Origin of the sequence: Desulfosarcina sp. (assembly GCF_046496365.1) — a bacterium.
GTDB lineage: Bacteria > Desulfobacterota > Desulfobacteria > Desulfobacterales > Desulfosarcinaceae > Desulfosarcina.
Map to the genome: position 1 here is coordinate 1 of NZ_JAWOHB010000128.1, position 14,552 is coordinate 14,552.

Sequence of the window (14,552 nt, forward strand, 5' to 3'; positions counted from 1 at the left end):
TATTTCCGTACGACGGACGTAACCGGGATATTGAATCTGCCGGAAGGTGTGGAGATGGTGATGCCGGGTGACAACGTGGCGATCACGGCCGAACTGATCACGCCGATCGCCATGGAGAAGGAGCTTCGGTTCGCCATTCGCGAAGGTGGCCGTACGGTGGGTGCCGGTGTCGTCAGCGAGATAATTGAATAAAAAGAGAGCCTAAAACGATGATAATGAACTCCAAAATCAGGATCCGGCTCAAGGCCTACGATCACAAGCTGCTGGACCAGTCGGCCAGCGATATTTTCGACACTGCCCGGAAAACCGGTGCCAAGGTCGTAGGACCGATTCCACTGCCGACAACCATCAACAAGTACTGCGTCCTCCGGTCTCCCCATGTGGACAAAAAATCACGGGAGCAGTTCGAGATGCGGACCCACAAGCGGCTGCTGGACATTCTTGAACCGACTCAGCAGACTGTAGACGCGCTCATGAAGCTTGATCTGTCTCCTGGTGTGGATGTGGAGATCAAACTTTAATACGGGATAAGAGAGATGTGTAAAGGACTGGTAGGAAAAAAACTGGGCATGACCTCGCTGTTTGCGCCCAATGGAAAATACTTCCCTGTCACCGTTTTGCAGGTGGGGCCCTGTGTGGTCACCCAGATCAAGAAGGACGAGACAGACGGATATAAGGCCCTGCAATTGGGATTCGGCACCAAAAAAGCCTCCAAGACCACCAAACCGCTGAAAGGGCATTTCAAGAAAAGTGGGGAGGTTTGCTTTTCCACCGTAAAGGAAGTGGGGGTGGAAAAACCAGAGGACTACACCGTGGGACAGGCTATCGGACCTGAGATTTTCACCATCGGTGAGAAAGTCAATGTTACCGGGACCTCAAAAGGGCGCGGATTCTCAGGCGTTATCAAACGCCACGGGTTCGGCGGCGGACGGGAGACCCACGGTGGCCATTGTCATCGGCTGACTGGATCTATCGGCTGCAGCGCCTGGCCATCAAGGGTCACCAAAGGGAAAAAGATGCCCGGTCAATACGGCGGGGATACCCAGACGGTTAGAAACTTGGAAATTATTGATATTCGCCCTGAAGAGAATCTCATCTTGCTGAAAGGCCCCCTTCCCGGGTGCCGTTCTGGAATCGTAACGATTAACAAGGTCCTGTTCACATAAAAACAAGGACTTCAGGCCTCCTTAAACGATGCGTTTCATTTTTTGAAGCGACGGGGTTGCAGGTGGCGCAGTGGACGAGGAACATTATGGCTGTAGTGGATGTAGTAAATATTGACGGCGATGTAGTCTCCCAGACCGAACTAAAAGACTCGATTTTTAATGTTCCGGTAAAAAAGAGCGTTATGCACCAGGTCGTCATCGCACAAATGGCTGCCAAACGGGCTGGCACGGCATCGGTCAAACATCGGTCCGACGTTAAAGGCAGCCGCCACAAGCTGTATCGGCAAAAAGGAACGGGGCGCGCGAGAAAAGGCGACATCAAATCCCCGATCCTTCGCGGGGGCGGTTCGGTTTTCGGACCGGATCCACGGGAGTACACCCAAAAGGTGCTTAAAAAGGTCAGAAAGATGGCGCTGAAAATGGCGCTGACCTGCAGAGCGCGCGACCAGCAACTGGTGGTCGTCGACAAGTTTGATCTCGACGAGATCAAGACCAAGGTGTTTGCCGGCATCATCAATCGGCTCGATGCCAAAAAGGCGCTCATCATCACAGGGGAAAAGAACGAAAAACTCGAGCTTTCCTCCCGTAACGTACCTGGAGTCAAAATTCTTCAGACCCAGGGGATGAATGTTTACGACATTCTTAAATACCCCAAGCTGGTTCTCGTTCAGCCGGCAATTGAAGGGATAGAGGGGAGATTGGGCTGATGAATCAGTATGACATCATAAAAAGACCCGTCATTACCGAAAAGACCAATATCCAGAAAGAGGAGCACAACCAGCTCTCTTTCGAAGTCGACAAGCGTGCCAATCGCGTTGAGATTACCCGGGCCATCGAGAAAATTTTCAGCGTCAAAGTGGCCAAAACCCGTACGGTCCATGTCAAGGGGAAAATCAAGCGCCGGGGACGGATTCTGGGCAAACGCAAGGACTGGAAAAAGGCTGTCGTGACCCTGATGCCCGGTGAACGGATTGATTTTTTTGAAGGTGTATAGACGCTAGGAGCATAACGATGGCAGTTAAAAAAGTTAAACCGACGAGCCCGGGACGGCGCTTTCAAAGCTACCCCGGTTTCGAAGAAATCACCAAGACATCGCCCGAGAAAAATCTGGTCCGGATTCTAAAGAAATCAGGCGGCCGGAACGTAAACGGCCGCATTACCAGCAGGCGGCGCGGCGGCGGCCATAAGCGGTACTACCGAATCATTGATTTCAAACGGGACAAAGAAGGCATTCCGGCAACGGTGGCCTCGATCGAATATGACCCCAACCGGTCTGCCCGCATTGCCCTGCTGCATTATGCAGACGGTGAAAAGCGCTATATCATCGCTCCCCTGAAATTATCGGTGGGCGACAAGGTGATGTCGGGCCCCGATGCGGATATCCAGCCCGGCAATGCGCTGCCCCTGGCCAACATCCCGCTGGGTACCCACATTCACAATGTTGAGCTGCGCATCGGCAAGGGAGGCCAGATCGTACGCAGTGCCGGTACGTTCGCGCAGCTGATGGCCAAAGAAGATCGTTATGCGCTGGTCAAACTGCCATCGGGCGAAGTGCGCATGGTGCTGCTTAACTGCAAGGCCACGGTGGGGCAGCTTGGCAATATCACCCACGAGAATATCTCCCTGGGAAAAGCCGGTCGAAATCGATGGAAAGGCCGGCGACCAAAGGTCCGCGGTGTAGCCATGAACCCGGTTGACCATCCCATGGGTGGCGGCGAGGGGCGCTCCTCCGGTGGCAGACATCCGTGTTCACCGTGGGGTATGCCCTCAAAGGGTTTCCGCACCCGCAAGAATAAACGCACTGACCGCTACATCGTCAAACGACGAACGAAATAGCAACATATCCTGAACAAGCCTGCGAATCGCCGCCGGACGTTCAGCTCGAAATGGAAAACCAGCAGGAGACATCATGCCACGTTCGTTAAAAAAAGGCCCCTTCGTCGACCAGAAACTGTTTAAGAAAGTGAGCGAAGCCCAAGGATCCCGGAGCAACCAGGTCATTAAGACGTGGTCGCGTCGTTCGACCATCCTGCCTGAAATGGTTGGCATCACCCTTGCGGTTCACAATGGCAGGAAATTCCTTCCGGTGTTCGTCACTGAAAATATGGTTGGGCATAAATTGGGCGAATTTTCTCCGACGCGAACCTATTACGGGCATGCAGCGGACAAGAAATCCAAGGTTAAAAGATAGAAAAGGAAGGCCCTAAATGGAGGTCAGAGCAACACAACGATACGCGCGTATTTCTCCTCAGAAAGTGAGGATGATCGCCGATGCAATCAAAGGCAAGCCTGCCGAGGCAGCGATCAGCGCATTAAAATTCATGCCGCAGAAATCCGCCGGCATCGTCGAGAAAATTGTTCGATCGGCTGTTGCCAATGCGGACCAGAACACAAGCATCGACGTGGACCAATTGGTTGTCAGGAATCTGCTCGTCGATCAGGGCCCTTCACTGAAACGGTTTAAGGCGAGGGCCAGGGGAAGAGGGGCGCGTATACTAAAAAGAACCGCTCACATTACGGTCGTGTTAGCAGAAGGTTCCGTACAGTAAGGAGGAAAATAGCTTGGGCCAGAAAGTCAACCCTATTTCATTAAGGCTGGGGATCGTTAAGACCTGGGAATCCCGGTGGTTTGCCGGCAAAAAATATGCCGAATACATCTTTGAAGACTATCAGATTCGTAAGTTCATCAAAGATAAACTCCACCATGCAGGTGTTTCTAAAATCGAAATCGAACGGTCCACACGACGGGTTCGACTGCGAATTTTCACCGCCCGCCCTGGTATTGTCATCGGAAAAAAGGGCTCGGAGATCGAGAAATTAAAAAAGGAGCTTGAAGGCCGCGTGAGCCAGGAGGTTCTGATCGATATCCAGGAAGTCAGGAAGCCCGAAGTGGATGCCCAGTTGGTCGCTGAAAATGTCGCCATGCAAATTGAACGCCGCGTTGCTTTCAGACGGGCCATGAAGCGTGGTGTCTCCTCGGCAATGCGGTTTGGCGCCCAGGGCGTCAAAATAATCTGCTCGGGTCGGCTCGGCGGAGCTGAAATGGCTCGTACCGAATGGTATCGCGAAGGACGGGTCCCCCTGCATACCCTGCGGGCTGATATCGATTACGGAATCACTGAAGCCCGCACCACTTACGGAATCGTCGGAATCAAAGTGTTTGTGTTCCATGGCGAAATTCTTAAAAAGGATCAAGCCGAAAATCGTGGTTAGGCTTGTGGGAGATACGAAATGCTGAGCCCTAAAAAGGTCAAATATCGTAAGAGTCAAAAGGGAAGAATGAAGGGGGCCGCATACCGGGGAAGCGATCTGAGTTTTGGAGAGTATGGATTGCAGGCCACCGATTGTGGCAAGATATCCTCCAAACAGATAGAAGCCGCCCGTATAGCCATGACCCGTCACGTCAAGCGGGGAGGCAAAATCTGGATCAGGATATTTCCGGATAAACCCTTTACCAAGAAGCCAGCCGAAGTTCGTATGGGTAAGGGAAAAGGCGCACCCGAAGGTTGGGTTGCCGTCATCAGGCCGGGGCGGGTGCTATATGAAATGACCGGCGTCACTCGGGAAATGGCCATGGAAGCGCTTCGTTTAGCTGCCCACAAGTTGCCCATTAAGACCCGGTTTGTGGAGAGGAGCGAGCTGTAATGAAAGCAACCGAAATCAGAGACCTCAACGCTGAGGAGATTCAGCAGAAGGTTGCCGATCTGAATGAATCATTGTTCAATCTTCGGTTTCAACATGAAATCGGGCAACTGGAAAATCCTAAAAAGATCTGGGAAACGAAAAAGGATCTGGCCCGCTTGAAAACCATTTTGAACGAAAAAAATAAACCCTCACGGAAGACGAAGAAGCCGGCATGAAAAATCGCGGAATTAAAAGACAACTTATCGGTACCGTGGTCAGCGACAAGATGGATAAAACCGCCGTTGTTCAGGTAGAGCGGCTGGTCAAGCATCCGGTATATAAAAAATACATCCGGCGACGCAATCGATTCGTCGCCCACGATGGGGACAACAGCTGCAATATTGGCGACAAGGTGCTGATTACAGAGTCTCGACCCATCAGCAAGTTGAAACGGTGGCGTGTTACCGATATTATCGAGAGAGCCGTATAGCCATAAAGGACCATAATAATGATTCAGGCCGAAACTAAACTGACGGTGGCGGACAACTCGGGTGCACGGGCGTTATACTGCATCAAGGTGTTGGGTGGGTCCAAACGGCGGTATGCTGGCATTGGGGACATTATCGTCGTAACCGTAAAAGAAGCCATTCCCAACGCAAAGGTTAAAAAGGGCGATGTTCTGAAGGCAGTTGTTGTCAGAACCAAGAAAGCGATCCGTCGGTCCGACGGGTCATTTATCCGTTTTGATGACAACTCCGCCGTGTTGATTAACAATCAGCGTGAGCCTCTGGGTACCCGTATTTTCGGGCCTGTTGCCCGGGAGCTGCGTGCCAAGCGATTTATGAAAATCGTATCTCTTGCACCCGAGGTGCTATAATTCATGCTGCGCCCCTTGGAGAAAATGAAATGATCAGAGACGCAATCCAACTCAAGAAAGATGACAAAGTCAAGGTCATCGTCGGCAAGGACAAGGGTAAGGTCGGCAAGGTTCTTAAGGTCAACCGGAAAAAGAGCCGACTCCTCGTCGAGAACATCAATATCGTCAAACGGCATACGAAGCCCAACGCCCAGAACCGGCAGGGTGGAATTCTCGAGAGCGAAGCGCCGATCCACTGGTCCAATGTCATGTTGATGTGCAACAAATGCATTGAACCTGTGCGGGTGAAAAAAAAGACCCTGGACGATGGCAAGACGGTCCGCATCTGCAGAAAATGCAGCGAAATTATAGATGTATAGGGCTGGTTAAACGGGAGGCTCTCGGAGGAATAACATGTCACAGCTCAAACGATACTACGATGAAACGGTGGTGCCGAAACTGAAGGAAAAATTCAGTTACACCAACCCGATGGAGATACCCAAGATCGAAAAGATCGTGATCAACATGGGTCTGGGTGAGGCAATTCACAATATCAAGATAATTGATTCGGCCGTTGAGGAACTCAAGCTGATATCCGGACAGCTGCCGGTGGTTACGCGGGCCAAAAAATCCATTGCCGCTTTCAAGCTGCGCGAAGGGATGCCCATCGGCTGCATGGTCACCTTGCGCAAGAACCGGATGTACGATTTTCTCAACAAACTGATCAACTCGGCGCTGCCGCGCGTCAGGGACTTCAGAGGCATTTCAGGCAAAGCCTTCGATGGGGCCGGGAATTATTCGCTCGGCGTTAAAGAACAATTGATCTTTCCTGAAATCGACTATGATAAAATCGACAAAATCAAAGGCTTGAATATCAGCATTGTGACGACAGCCAAAAGCAATGAAGAGGGAAAAGAACTCCTCAAATTGATGGGCATGCCTTTCAGGAATTAATCAAGCCGAGCGGTTACAAGGAGAATGCATTGGCCAAGACATCACTCAGAGAAAAAGTTAAACGGACACCGAAGTTCAGCGTTCGGGCATACAATCGGTGCCCCATATGCGGAAGGCCTCGGGCATTTATCAGGAAATTCGGCATATGCCGCATTTGCTTCCGTAACCTGGCTTCCCAGGGAAGACTCCCCGGCGTTGTAAAGTCCAGTTGGTAATTACCAATTGTAAATTGAAAAACCAATAAGAGTAGGAAAGAGCGATGAGCGATCCGATTGCCGATATGTTGACCCGCATCAGAAACGCCGGGAAGGCCAAACACAACAGTGTTGATATTCCCGGATCGAAAATTAAAACCGAGATTGCCAAGGTTCTAAAAGAATCCGGCTATATCCGTAACTACAAGTTCATAAATGATGGAAAACAGGGCATCCTTCGTGTTTATCTCAAATACACCGGTTCCCAGAAACATACCATCATCAACATTGAACGGGTCAGCAAGCCCAGCCGGCGGAGCTATCTCAGGGCCAAATCCGTGAAACCCGTTTACAGTGGAATGGGCATTGCCGTCTTGTCTACCTCTCAGGGTGTGATGACGGACAAGACAGCGCGAGAAAAAAACATCGGCGGTGAAGTGCTCTGCACCCTCTGGTAGGCGCCAAACGAAATAGGTAATTTTTATCCCTGATTCCGAACTAACCCTGGTTGTCGACAGGCTGTGAAAAAGAGGTGCGTTAAATGTCTCGAGTAGGCAAAAAACCAATCGCAATCCCAGCAAAAACCAGCATAGACTTTAAAGACAGCGTGCTGGTGGTCAAGGGGGAAAAGGGTACCTTGACCCGAACCATCCACGCGTCGGTTGGCCTTGAGATCAAGGACAACGTGATCTCCATCATCATCGACCAGGAAGGGCGGAAGGCCCGTTCCATCCAGGGGTTGACCCGCAGTCTCGTGGCCAACATGGTAAACGGCGTCAGCAAGGGATTCGAAAGAATACTGGAGATCAATGGCATCGGATATCGCGCTGAGATGAAGGGCAGTTCCATTGTTTTAAACCTTGGGTACTCGCACCCCATCGACTTTCCTCTGCCCGATGGAATCAGCGCCAAGATTGAAAAGAATAATGTGATTAAGCTCACCGGCATTGACAAGGAACAAGTCGGGCAGACCGCGGCCTCGATCCGTAAACTCAGGAAGCCGGAGCCTTACAAGGGTAAGGGCGTAAAATACGCTGAAGAGCACATCCAGCGGAAGGCTGGAAAAACCGGTACCAAATAAAACATCCGTTGATGCAGTTTCAAAGGAATGGAAAATGGGTTCAATAAAAGAAAAAAAGAAAATTTGGCTGAAAAGAAAAAAAAGAGTCAGCAAGAGAATCGTCAGTTCGGTGGAGAGACCCAGACTCAGTGTCTTTAGAAGCGCCAAGCATATTTACGGCCAGATCATTGATGACACCACCGGAAGAACCATCGCGACTGCCAGCAGCAATGAAAAAGCGGTCAAAGATCAGCCTAAGTTCGATAACAAAGTCGCCAAAGCGGTTTTTACGGGTAAATTGCTTGCTCAGCGCGCCATGGACAAAGGCGTTAAAAAGGTCGTATTTGATCGTAACGGTTTTCTGTATCATGGACGCATAAAAGCCTTATCCGAAGGAGCCCGGGAAACGGGGTTGGATTTCTAGTCTATACTATTAAGGAGGCAGACCCTTGTTCAAGCAAGATACGGATGAAAACCAACTGATTGACAAAGTTGTCCATATCAGTCGTGTGGCGAAGGTGGTCAAAGGTGGTCGGCGTTTCAGCTTCAGCGCCATTGTTGTGGTTGGAGATGGAGAAGGCAGCGTCGGATACGGTCTGGGGAAAGCCGGTGAAGTCCCTGAAGCCATTCGGAAGGGCGTGGAAAAAGCCAAAAAAACCATGATCAAAGTGCCGCTGATCGAAGGAACCGTGCCGTTCAAGGTTGTTGGAAAATTCGGTGCAGGCCGGGTGATGCTTAAACCTGCTTCCGAAGGAACCGGCGTGATCGCTGGTGGTGCGGTCCGGGCCGTGCTTGAAGCGGTGGGTATACAAAATATTCTTACCAAGTGTATGGGAACCAACAACCCTCACAATGTTGTCAAGGCAACCGTCGATGGGTTGAAGCAGCTTGAAAGTATCGAGTCCGTAGCCGCCAGACGTGGACTCAAGGTCCAGGATTTGAAATAAGGATAACGAACGATGAGTGAGATGCTGAAGATTACGTTGGTAAAAAGCATGATTGGAAGGCCCGAAAAACACCGCAGGGTTCTTCGGGGAATGGGCCTCACCAAGCTTAATCGCACCGTTGAATTGGAAAATACCCCTTCCGTCAGAGGAATGGTTGAAAAGGTATCCCACCTGGTGGTTGCCGAGGAGAAATAATCGATGAGACTCAACGACTTGGCACCTGAGAAGGGGCAGCGAAAATCAAGAAAACGCGTTGGACGCGGGGTGGGATCGGGTTCCGGAAAAACAGCTGGTCGCGGAAGCAAGGGTCAGAACGCCCGCTCCGGTGGTGGCGTACGGCCCGGATACGAGGGTGGTCAGATGCCCATCCATCGCCGCCTGCCTAAAAGAGGTTTTAAAAACCCCTTCAAAAAAACGTTCGCCGTGGTCAATGTTCAGGATTTGAACCGGTTTGAGGGGCAATCTGTCGTTGACGAAGCGGTCCTGATCAGAAGTGGTCTTGTGAAAGGCGATCGGGATGGCATCAAGGTGCTCGGCAAAGGTGACCTTCAGGTTCCTGTTACGGTTCGGATCAACCAGATCAGTGAAAGCGCCAGACAAAAAATAGAGGCTGCTGGTGGAAAGATAGAGGTCATCTAAGCATGGTTGGCAGCGGATTCGGAAACATTTTCAAGATCCCTGAACTCAAAAAGCGCATTCTGTACACCCTTGCCCTGCTTTTTGTATATCGAATCGGCGTTCATGTGCCGACGCCTGGAATCGATACCGTCGCCCTGGCCTCCTTTTTTGCGAAAATGGAGGGGACCATCTTCGGTATATTCAACATGTTTTCCGGCGGCGCACTGGAGCAGCTATCCGTTTTTGCATTGGGTATCATGCCTTACATCAGTGCGTCGATTATTTTGCAGCTGCTGACTGTGGTGATTCCCCACTTGGAACGCTTGAAAAATGAAGGCGAACAGGGCCGCAAGAAAATCACTCAATATACACGTTACGGCACGGTGGTTCTGAGTATCATTCAGGGACTTGGCATCAGCATCGGACTGGAAAGCATGACGTCTCCAGGCGGGGCGGCCATCGTAATGGCCCCCGGATGGGGATTCAGGCTGATGACGGTGCTGACGCTGACCGCTGGAACCGCTTTCATCATGTGGCTTGGTGAACAGATTACCGAGCGGGGTATCGGCAACGGTATATCACTGATTATTTTTGCCGGCATTGTCGCGCGGATGCCCGCAGCGATATTGAATACCTTCAGGCTGATGTCCACCGGAGACATGAACATTTTCGCCATTGTGATCCTTATTGTTCTGATGGTGGGAGTGATTGGGTTCATTATTTTTGTTGAGCAGGGTCAGCGACGGATACCGGTCCAGTATGCCAAACGGGTGGTTGGACGGCGCATGTATGGGGGGCAGAGTACGCATCTGCCGCTCAAAATAAATACGTCCGGGGTTATCCCCCCGATCTTTGCATCATCGATCATCATGTTTCCGGCAACCATCGCCAGTTTTATTACGATCCCCTGGATGAAGTCCATCGCCGATTCCATGCGCCCGGGAAATTTTTTCTACGAACTGCTGTTTGTCGGATTCATCTTCTTTTTCTGCTACTTCTACACGGCGGTGACCTTTAACCCCGTGGACGTGGCAGACAACATGAAAAAAAATGGCGGCTATATTCCCGGAATCCGACCGGGGAAGCGCACGGCTGACTATATCGACCGGGTATTGACGCGGATCACCTTGGGCGGTGCCATTTATGTTTCGGCGGTATGTGTGCTGCCTTCCATTTTGATCGCTCAGTTTAATGTTCCCTTCTACTTTGGCGGAACGGCACTGTTGATCGTTGTCGGGGTGGCTATCGACACGATCGCCCAGATAGAATCGCATATGCTAACCCGTCATTACGAAGGATTCCTTAAAAAGGGCGGCATTCGGGGAAGACGCTGAAAGCTGCCAAAGAATAATGCAGCCCATGTGCCTTTAAATTAGGACGCTAAACCAACACAGCAGGAGATTGGAATGCCCAAGGAAGAGGCCATCAAAGTTGAAGGCACGGTACTGGAGACGCTGCCGAATGCGATGTTCAAGGTCGAACTGGAAAACAAACACCAGGTCCTGGCCCATATCTCCGGCAAAATGAGAATGCATTTTATAAAAATTTTACCGGGGGACAAGGTCACGGTGGAACTTTCTCCCTACGACCTGTCGAGGGGTCGAATCACATATCGGTCAAAATAACCGTATAGGAACCTGAATCCCGAAAAGGGGAAACCGGAAACAGTGCGGCAACCTCTCGCACTGCGGTACCAAGGAGTCAATAATGAAGGTCAGAGCATCCGTTAGGAAAATTTGCAGCAAATGCAAAATCATCAAGCGAAAAGGAACCGTTCGGGTTATCTGCGAGAACAAGAGACACAAACAGAGGCAAGGTTAGAGGAGGTTGAACTTTGGCAAGAATCGCTGGTGTAGACTTACCTAGGCGTAAACGGATAGAAATCGGTCTGACCTATATTTATGGTATCGGAAGAACGGCTTCCAATCGTATCCTCAACAAACTAAAAATGGATCCGAATACCAGTACAGACGATCTCTCCGAAGCTGAAATCAACAGCATACGCAAGGTAATCGATAGTGAATTCAAGGTGGAGGGGGAGCTTCGAACGGAAGTTTCCATGAATATCAAAAGGCTGATGGACCTTGGCTGTTACCGTGGTCTCAGGCATAGGCGATCCCTGCCGGTACGCGGCCAGCGGACCAGCACCAACGCCAGAACGAGAAAAGGACCAAAACGGTCAGCAATCAAGAAAAAGGGCGCTGCCAAAAAGTAATCCATTATCTTTCAGGAATAATTAAATGCCGAGAAAAGCCAAGACCAAAAAGAAAGAAAGAAAGAACATCTCCAGTGGAGTTGTTCATATTCAGTCCACGTTTAACAATACCATCGTTACTATCACCGACTCCATGGGAAACGTGGTTGCATGGTCCAGTTCCGGTGTTCATGGCTTCAAAGGATCGCGTAAAAGCACCCCTTTTGCCGCACAGTTGACCGCTGAGGACGCTGCCAAAAAGGCCATGGAACATGGAATGAAAAATGTTGAGGTGTATGTCAAGGGGCCGGGGGCTGGTCGCGAATCAGCACTGCGCGCCCTTCAGGCAGCGGGTTTCAACGTCGCTATGATAAAAGATGTCACACCTATTCCCCACAACGGCTGCCGACCGCCTAAAAGAAGACGGGTATAATAATCGGCCTACCGTTTTTGTAATCCATACAAGACGCGTCACGCTACGGTCTGATTTTAAAGGAGGACGAATTGGCACGATATAGAGGCTCCGTCTGCAGGATATGCCGACGTGAAAATATGAAGTTGTTTTTAAAAGGGGACCGCTGCTACTCTGATAAATGCGCCTTCGATCGGAGAGGGTACGCTCCCGGTCAACATGGGCAGCGACGGCGCGGCAAGCCTTCAGATTACGGTATTCAGCTTCGCGAAAACCGATGACGTGTGGTACGTCGATACCGAGTGTATCACGCGCCCCGGAGACTACATCGGCATTGCGGAGAGGGTCGCCGACATGTCGGGAGGAAGACTCGCGCTATCAGATCTTGAGGACCACGTTGATGTGGAGGCAGGAACTGCATGGCTCGCCTTCAAGGTCGGTGACCGACACTACAAGTGGGACCTTAAGGTTAATGATGATTGGGTGGATCCAGAGGTATTCGTGCGGTTGGACGAGGTCCTTCAGGAGCATGTCCCGGGCGTGCGTCTCATCTACTATGATCTTGGCGGACAAGATTGTCTGGTGCTTATGGGTGACGCGATCCGTCTGGAACAGTTACGGGCAGCGACAGGACTTGACTTCCTCTGGATGACCCATTGACCGGCCACATAACTAGCCGTTGCAGCGGACAGTCGGCCCTGTCACGGCCCGTGCAGGGCACGGGCCGCGCCAGGACCGCCTGCCGCTGAACGCCAGGACGTTAGGTGCACATGGAGGAAGTTCTACGTGAACTGGCTCGAGGCGCACTCTGGACTCGTGACCCTCCTCTTCACTGCAATGGTGGCCGTCTCGACGGTGATCTATGCCTGCCTAACGGCCAGCCTGGTGCGCGAGACAAGACGTCTGCGCCAAGCCGAGACAGACCCGCAATTGAGCGTCTCACTGGTGACCTCCGCTGTCTCTTTCCACCTCCTGGAGTTAGTGATCCAAAATCACAGTCGGGCGCCGGCGACGGACCTAGTATGGTCTATCGCGCCAAGTGCGGCTGAGTTAGCAGACAGGAAGATCGACGCACACATACTCGAATCGCTCAACGGGCTGCAATACCTTGGCCCGGGGCAGGTAATTCGTTCGTTCTTCGCATCAGCCATCGAGATCATGGGGAAGGGCCAGAGCGCGCCGGTGGTCGACGCCAAGGTGACCTACGCGGGCGTGGATGGGAAGAAGCAATCCCAGCACTTCGTCTTAGATCCTAACAAGTTCGCTGGGCTCGTTGGCGTCGGTGACCCCCCTCACGTGGAGATCAGGAAAGCAATAGCGGAGCTGTCGAAGTCTCTTGATCGCGTGACCCGTCTCAATCGCATTCGCGTGGAGACCATTTCCGAGGACCTGGTTGAGCTAAGGTTGGAAGAAGCAAGGCAGGAACGCCGGAGGCGTGGCCCGGGCACCTAACTTGCCGTTGCAGCGGACAGTCGGCCCTGTCACGGCCCGTGCAGGGCACGGCCCGCGCCAGGCCCGCCCGCCGCTGAACGGCACGACGTTAGACATATCTCGAGGGGCGCGATCGCGAGAGAGGTCAGCATGACTCGACACGGTGGCAGGCGAGGACATTGCGGATGGTCGTTGATTCCGGGGGCCGTTCTCTGTCTTGCGGTCTGTGGTTGTACGCCCGCCGCAATCAAGTATTCGGTGCTGACGCCCAACCCTGGTGATGGACTTCAGCTCTGCAGTGAGCTCGCTCGCACGCTAGAGGGCGTGGATGCGGCCAGCCTGGATATGCAGGCTCTGTCGTATTCCGTAATGGGTCTCGCGGATAGCACGGTGTGGAGCTTCACAGCGGCGGAGTATGAGGACCTGCTTGTCGTGGATGTCTACGTCTACAATCTGGGCCATGGAGAGGCTTCCATAGACCCCTCGGAACTAGTTCTGGTGGACGGCAATCGCCTTCAGATGAAGCGGTTGGAGCCCAGTGAGGCCGCCAATCTCTTGCTCGCGCAAACGAAGGGTGCGGCGCCTTTGATGCCACAGAAGTATAGCTACACTGCGGCCACCAGGTTCGTCGGTGACTCTGCCTACACCACGATTACGCCGCACGCAGACCCCTATACCGACTTGGGCAACTCTCTTATCGCTCTCGGAAACAGTATGGCCGCCGAACAGAATCAGAAGTTGATGTCTCTGGCCCGGTGGTTCTACGATGCTGGCCTGATCGACGGGACGACGATCGCATCTGATGCGGCTTTCAGGGGGCTTGTCTATTGGCAGAACACACCTCTCAAAGGGTACCCTCTTGAACTGCGGCTCGCGCGCTACAATTGGAGAGTGTGCTTTGCTCCCACAATCGCCTCCTCAAGGGGGGCAATGTCTAACTAGCCGCTGCAGCGGGCGGTTCGGCCCTGTCACGGCCCGTGCAGAGCACGGCCCGCGCCAGGTCCGCCCCGCCGCTGAGCGGCATCACGTTAGGCTGAGAATCGGAACTGTCGAGCCGCCGAGTGCCGCTGGGCCACGGAACGGGAGCAGTCGTGAG

General features: G+C 52.2%; 29 protein-coding genes and 2 pseudogenes. All 31 read left to right on the top strand.

Annotated features, from left to right (window positions below; all coding sequences use genetic code 11):
* A pseudogene (gene tuf / locus R6V78_RS11590) lies at window positions 1-192 on the top strand (elongation factor Tu); the annotation flags it as partial.
* A 23-nt stretch (window positions 193-215) separates the two neighbouring features.
* The gene (rpsJ, locus tag R6V78_RS11595) at window positions 216-521 is read left to right on the top strand and encodes a 30S ribosomal protein S10 (RefSeq protein WP_231715721.1); all 306 of its coding nucleotides are present in this window, start codon (window positions 216-218) and stop codon (window positions 519-521) included.
* Between the two features lie 15 nt (window positions 522-536).
* Complete coding sequence (gene rplC, locus R6V78_RS11600) at window positions 537-1,166, top strand: 50S ribosomal protein L3 (RefSeq protein ID WP_410289520.1); 630 nt, start codon at window positions 537-539, stop codon at window positions 1,164-1,166.
* A gap of 86 nt (window positions 1,167-1,252) precedes the next feature.
* Entirely contained in the window at window positions 1,253-1,873 is a 621-nt protein-coding gene (gene rplD / locus R6V78_RS11605) for a 50S ribosomal protein L4 (protein WP_410289521.1), read from the top strand.
* Window positions 1,873-2,160 carry a 50S ribosomal protein L23 gene (gene rplW / locus R6V78_RS11610; protein WP_410289522.1) on the top strand — a complete coding sequence of 96 codons (288 nt, stop codon included), beginning with the start codon at window positions 1,873-1,875 and terminating at the stop codon, window positions 2,158-2,160. Before rplD ends, rplW begins: the two co-directional genes overlap by 1 nt.
* Window positions 2,161-2,177: 17 nt before the next feature.
* Window positions 2,178-3,002: a 50S ribosomal protein L2 gene (gene rplB, locus R6V78_RS11615; protein ID WP_410289523.1), complete on the top strand. Its 825-nt coding sequence runs from the start codon at window positions 2,178-2,180 to the stop codon at window positions 3,000-3,002.
* Between the two features lie 73 nt (window positions 3,003-3,075).
* Window positions 3,076-3,357, top strand: coding sequence for a 30S ribosomal protein S19 (gene rpsS, locus R6V78_RS11620; RefSeq protein ID WP_410289524.1), 282 nt, complete (start codon window positions 3,076-3,078; stop codon window positions 3,355-3,357).
* A 16-nt stretch (window positions 3,358-3,373) separates the two neighbouring features.
* A complete protein-coding gene (gene rplV, locus R6V78_RS11625; RefSeq protein WP_410289525.1) occupies window positions 3,374-3,715 on the top strand; it encodes a 50S ribosomal protein L22 in 342 nt (113 codons plus the stop codon).
* Between the two features lie 13 nt (window positions 3,716-3,728).
* Entirely contained in the window at window positions 3,729-4,379 is a 651-nt protein-coding gene (rpsC, locus tag R6V78_RS11630; RefSeq protein WP_410289526.1) for a 30S ribosomal protein S3, read from the top strand.
* An 18-nt stretch (window positions 4,380-4,397) separates the two neighbouring features.
* A complete protein-coding gene (gene rplP / locus R6V78_RS11635) occupies window positions 4,398-4,811 on the top strand; it encodes a 50S ribosomal protein L16 (protein WP_410289527.1) in 414 nt (137 codons plus the stop codon).
* Entirely contained in the window at window positions 4,811-5,026 is a 216-nt protein-coding gene (gene rpmC / locus R6V78_RS11640; protein ID WP_410289528.1) for a 50S ribosomal protein L29, read from the top strand. The genes rplP and rpmC overlap by 1 nt, the downstream gene beginning before the upstream one ends.
* The gene (rpsQ, locus tag R6V78_RS11645) at window positions 5,023-5,280 is read left to right on the top strand and encodes a 30S ribosomal protein S17 (protein WP_410289529.1); all 258 of its coding nucleotides are present in this window, start codon (window positions 5,023-5,025) and stop codon (window positions 5,278-5,280) included. The genes rpmC and rpsQ overlap by 4 nt, the downstream gene beginning before the upstream one ends.
* An 18-nt stretch (window positions 5,281-5,298) precedes the next feature.
* The gene (rplN, locus tag R6V78_RS11650) at window positions 5,299-5,667 is read left to right on the top strand and encodes a 50S ribosomal protein L14 (RefSeq protein WP_410289530.1); all 369 of its coding nucleotides are present in this window, start codon (window positions 5,299-5,301) and stop codon (window positions 5,665-5,667) included.
* A gap of 44 nt (window positions 5,668-5,711) precedes the next feature.
* Entirely contained in the window at window positions 5,712-6,026 is a 315-nt protein-coding gene (gene rplX, locus R6V78_RS11655; RefSeq protein WP_410289546.1) for a 50S ribosomal protein L24, read from the top strand.
* Between the two features lie 34 nt (window positions 6,027-6,060).
* Complete coding sequence (rplE, locus tag R6V78_RS11660) at window positions 6,061-6,600, top strand: 50S ribosomal protein L5 (protein ID WP_410289531.1); 540 nt, start codon at window positions 6,061-6,063, stop codon at window positions 6,598-6,600.
* Between the two features lie 29 nt (window positions 6,601-6,629).
* Complete coding sequence (locus R6V78_RS11665; protein WP_410289532.1) at window positions 6,630-6,815, top strand: type Z 30S ribosomal protein S14; 186 nt, start codon at window positions 6,630-6,632, stop codon at window positions 6,813-6,815.
* 44 nt (window positions 6,816-6,859) lie between these two features.
* Window positions 6,860-7,252: a 30S ribosomal protein S8 gene (gene rpsH, locus R6V78_RS11670; RefSeq protein WP_410289533.1), complete on the top strand. Its 393-nt coding sequence runs from the start codon at window positions 6,860-6,862 to the stop codon at window positions 7,250-7,252.
* An 83-nt stretch (window positions 7,253-7,335) separates the two neighbouring features.
* Window positions 7,336-7,875, top strand: coding sequence for a 50S ribosomal protein L6 (gene rplF / locus R6V78_RS11675; RefSeq protein ID WP_410289534.1), 540 nt, complete (start codon window positions 7,336-7,338; stop codon window positions 7,873-7,875).
* Window positions 7,876-7,909: 34 nt separating this feature from the next.
* Window positions 7,910-8,278, top strand: a complete 369-nt coding sequence (rplR, locus tag R6V78_RS11680) for a 50S ribosomal protein L18 (protein WP_410289535.1) — start codon at window positions 7,910-7,912, stop codon at window positions 8,276-8,278.
* Between the two features lie 25 nt (window positions 8,279-8,303).
* Complete coding sequence (rpsE, locus tag R6V78_RS11685) at window positions 8,304-8,801, top strand: 30S ribosomal protein S5 (RefSeq protein ID WP_410289536.1); 498 nt, start codon at window positions 8,304-8,306, stop codon at window positions 8,799-8,801.
* A 12-nt stretch (window positions 8,802-8,813) separates the two neighbouring features.
* A complete protein-coding gene (rpmD, locus tag R6V78_RS11690) occupies window positions 8,814-8,996 on the top strand; it encodes a 50S ribosomal protein L30 (RefSeq protein ID WP_410289537.1) in 183 nt (60 codons plus the stop codon).
* Between the two features lie 3 nt (window positions 8,997-8,999).
* Complete coding sequence (gene rplO / locus R6V78_RS11695) at window positions 9,000-9,440, top strand: 50S ribosomal protein L15 (protein WP_410289538.1); 441 nt, start codon at window positions 9,000-9,002, stop codon at window positions 9,438-9,440.
* A gap of 2 nt (window positions 9,441-9,442) precedes the next feature.
* Window positions 9,443-10,753: a preprotein translocase subunit SecY gene (gene secY / locus R6V78_RS11700; protein ID WP_410289539.1), complete on the top strand. Its 1,311-nt coding sequence runs from the start codon at window positions 9,443-9,445 to the stop codon at window positions 10,751-10,753.
* Window positions 10,754-10,825: 72 nt separating this feature from the next.
* On the top strand, window positions 10,826-11,044 hold the full coding sequence (gene infA, locus R6V78_RS11705; protein WP_410289540.1) for a translation initiation factor IF-1: 219 nt from the start codon (window positions 10,826-10,828) through the stop codon (window positions 11,042-11,044).
* 82 nt (window positions 11,045-11,126) lie between these two features.
* Window positions 11,127-11,240, top strand: coding sequence for a 50S ribosomal protein L36 (gene rpmJ, locus R6V78_RS11710; RefSeq protein WP_083456323.1), 114 nt, complete (start codon window positions 11,127-11,129; stop codon window positions 11,238-11,240).
* A gap of 13 nt (window positions 11,241-11,253) precedes the next feature.
* The gene (gene rpsM / locus R6V78_RS11715; protein WP_410289541.1) at window positions 11,254-11,634 is read left to right on the top strand and encodes a 30S ribosomal protein S13; all 381 of its coding nucleotides are present in this window, start codon (window positions 11,254-11,256) and stop codon (window positions 11,632-11,634) included.
* A gap of 25 nt (window positions 11,635-11,659) precedes the next feature.
* Entirely contained in the window at window positions 11,660-12,046 is a 387-nt protein-coding gene (gene rpsK, locus R6V78_RS11720) for a 30S ribosomal protein S11 (protein ID WP_410289542.1), read from the top strand.
* 71 nt (window positions 12,047-12,117) lie between these two features.
* Window positions 12,118-12,303: pseudogene (locus R6V78_RS11725) on the top strand (30S ribosomal protein S4); the annotation flags it as partial.
* Complete coding sequence (locus R6V78_RS11730) at window positions 12,245-12,685, top strand: hypothetical protein (RefSeq protein WP_410289543.1); 441 nt, start codon at window positions 12,245-12,247, stop codon at window positions 12,683-12,685. The pseudogene R6V78_RS11725 and the gene R6V78_RS11730, both read left to right, overlap by 59 nt.
* A 126-nt stretch (window positions 12,686-12,811) precedes the next feature.
* Entirely contained in the window at window positions 12,812-13,477 is a 666-nt protein-coding gene (locus R6V78_RS11735) for a hypothetical protein (RefSeq protein ID WP_410289544.1), read from the top strand.
* 171 nt (window positions 13,478-13,648) lie between these two features.
* On the top strand, window positions 13,649-14,398 hold the full coding sequence (locus R6V78_RS11740) for a hypothetical protein (RefSeq protein ID WP_410289545.1): 750 nt from the start codon (window positions 13,649-13,651) through the stop codon (window positions 14,396-14,398).
* Window positions 14,399-14,552: the final 154 nt, after the last annotated feature.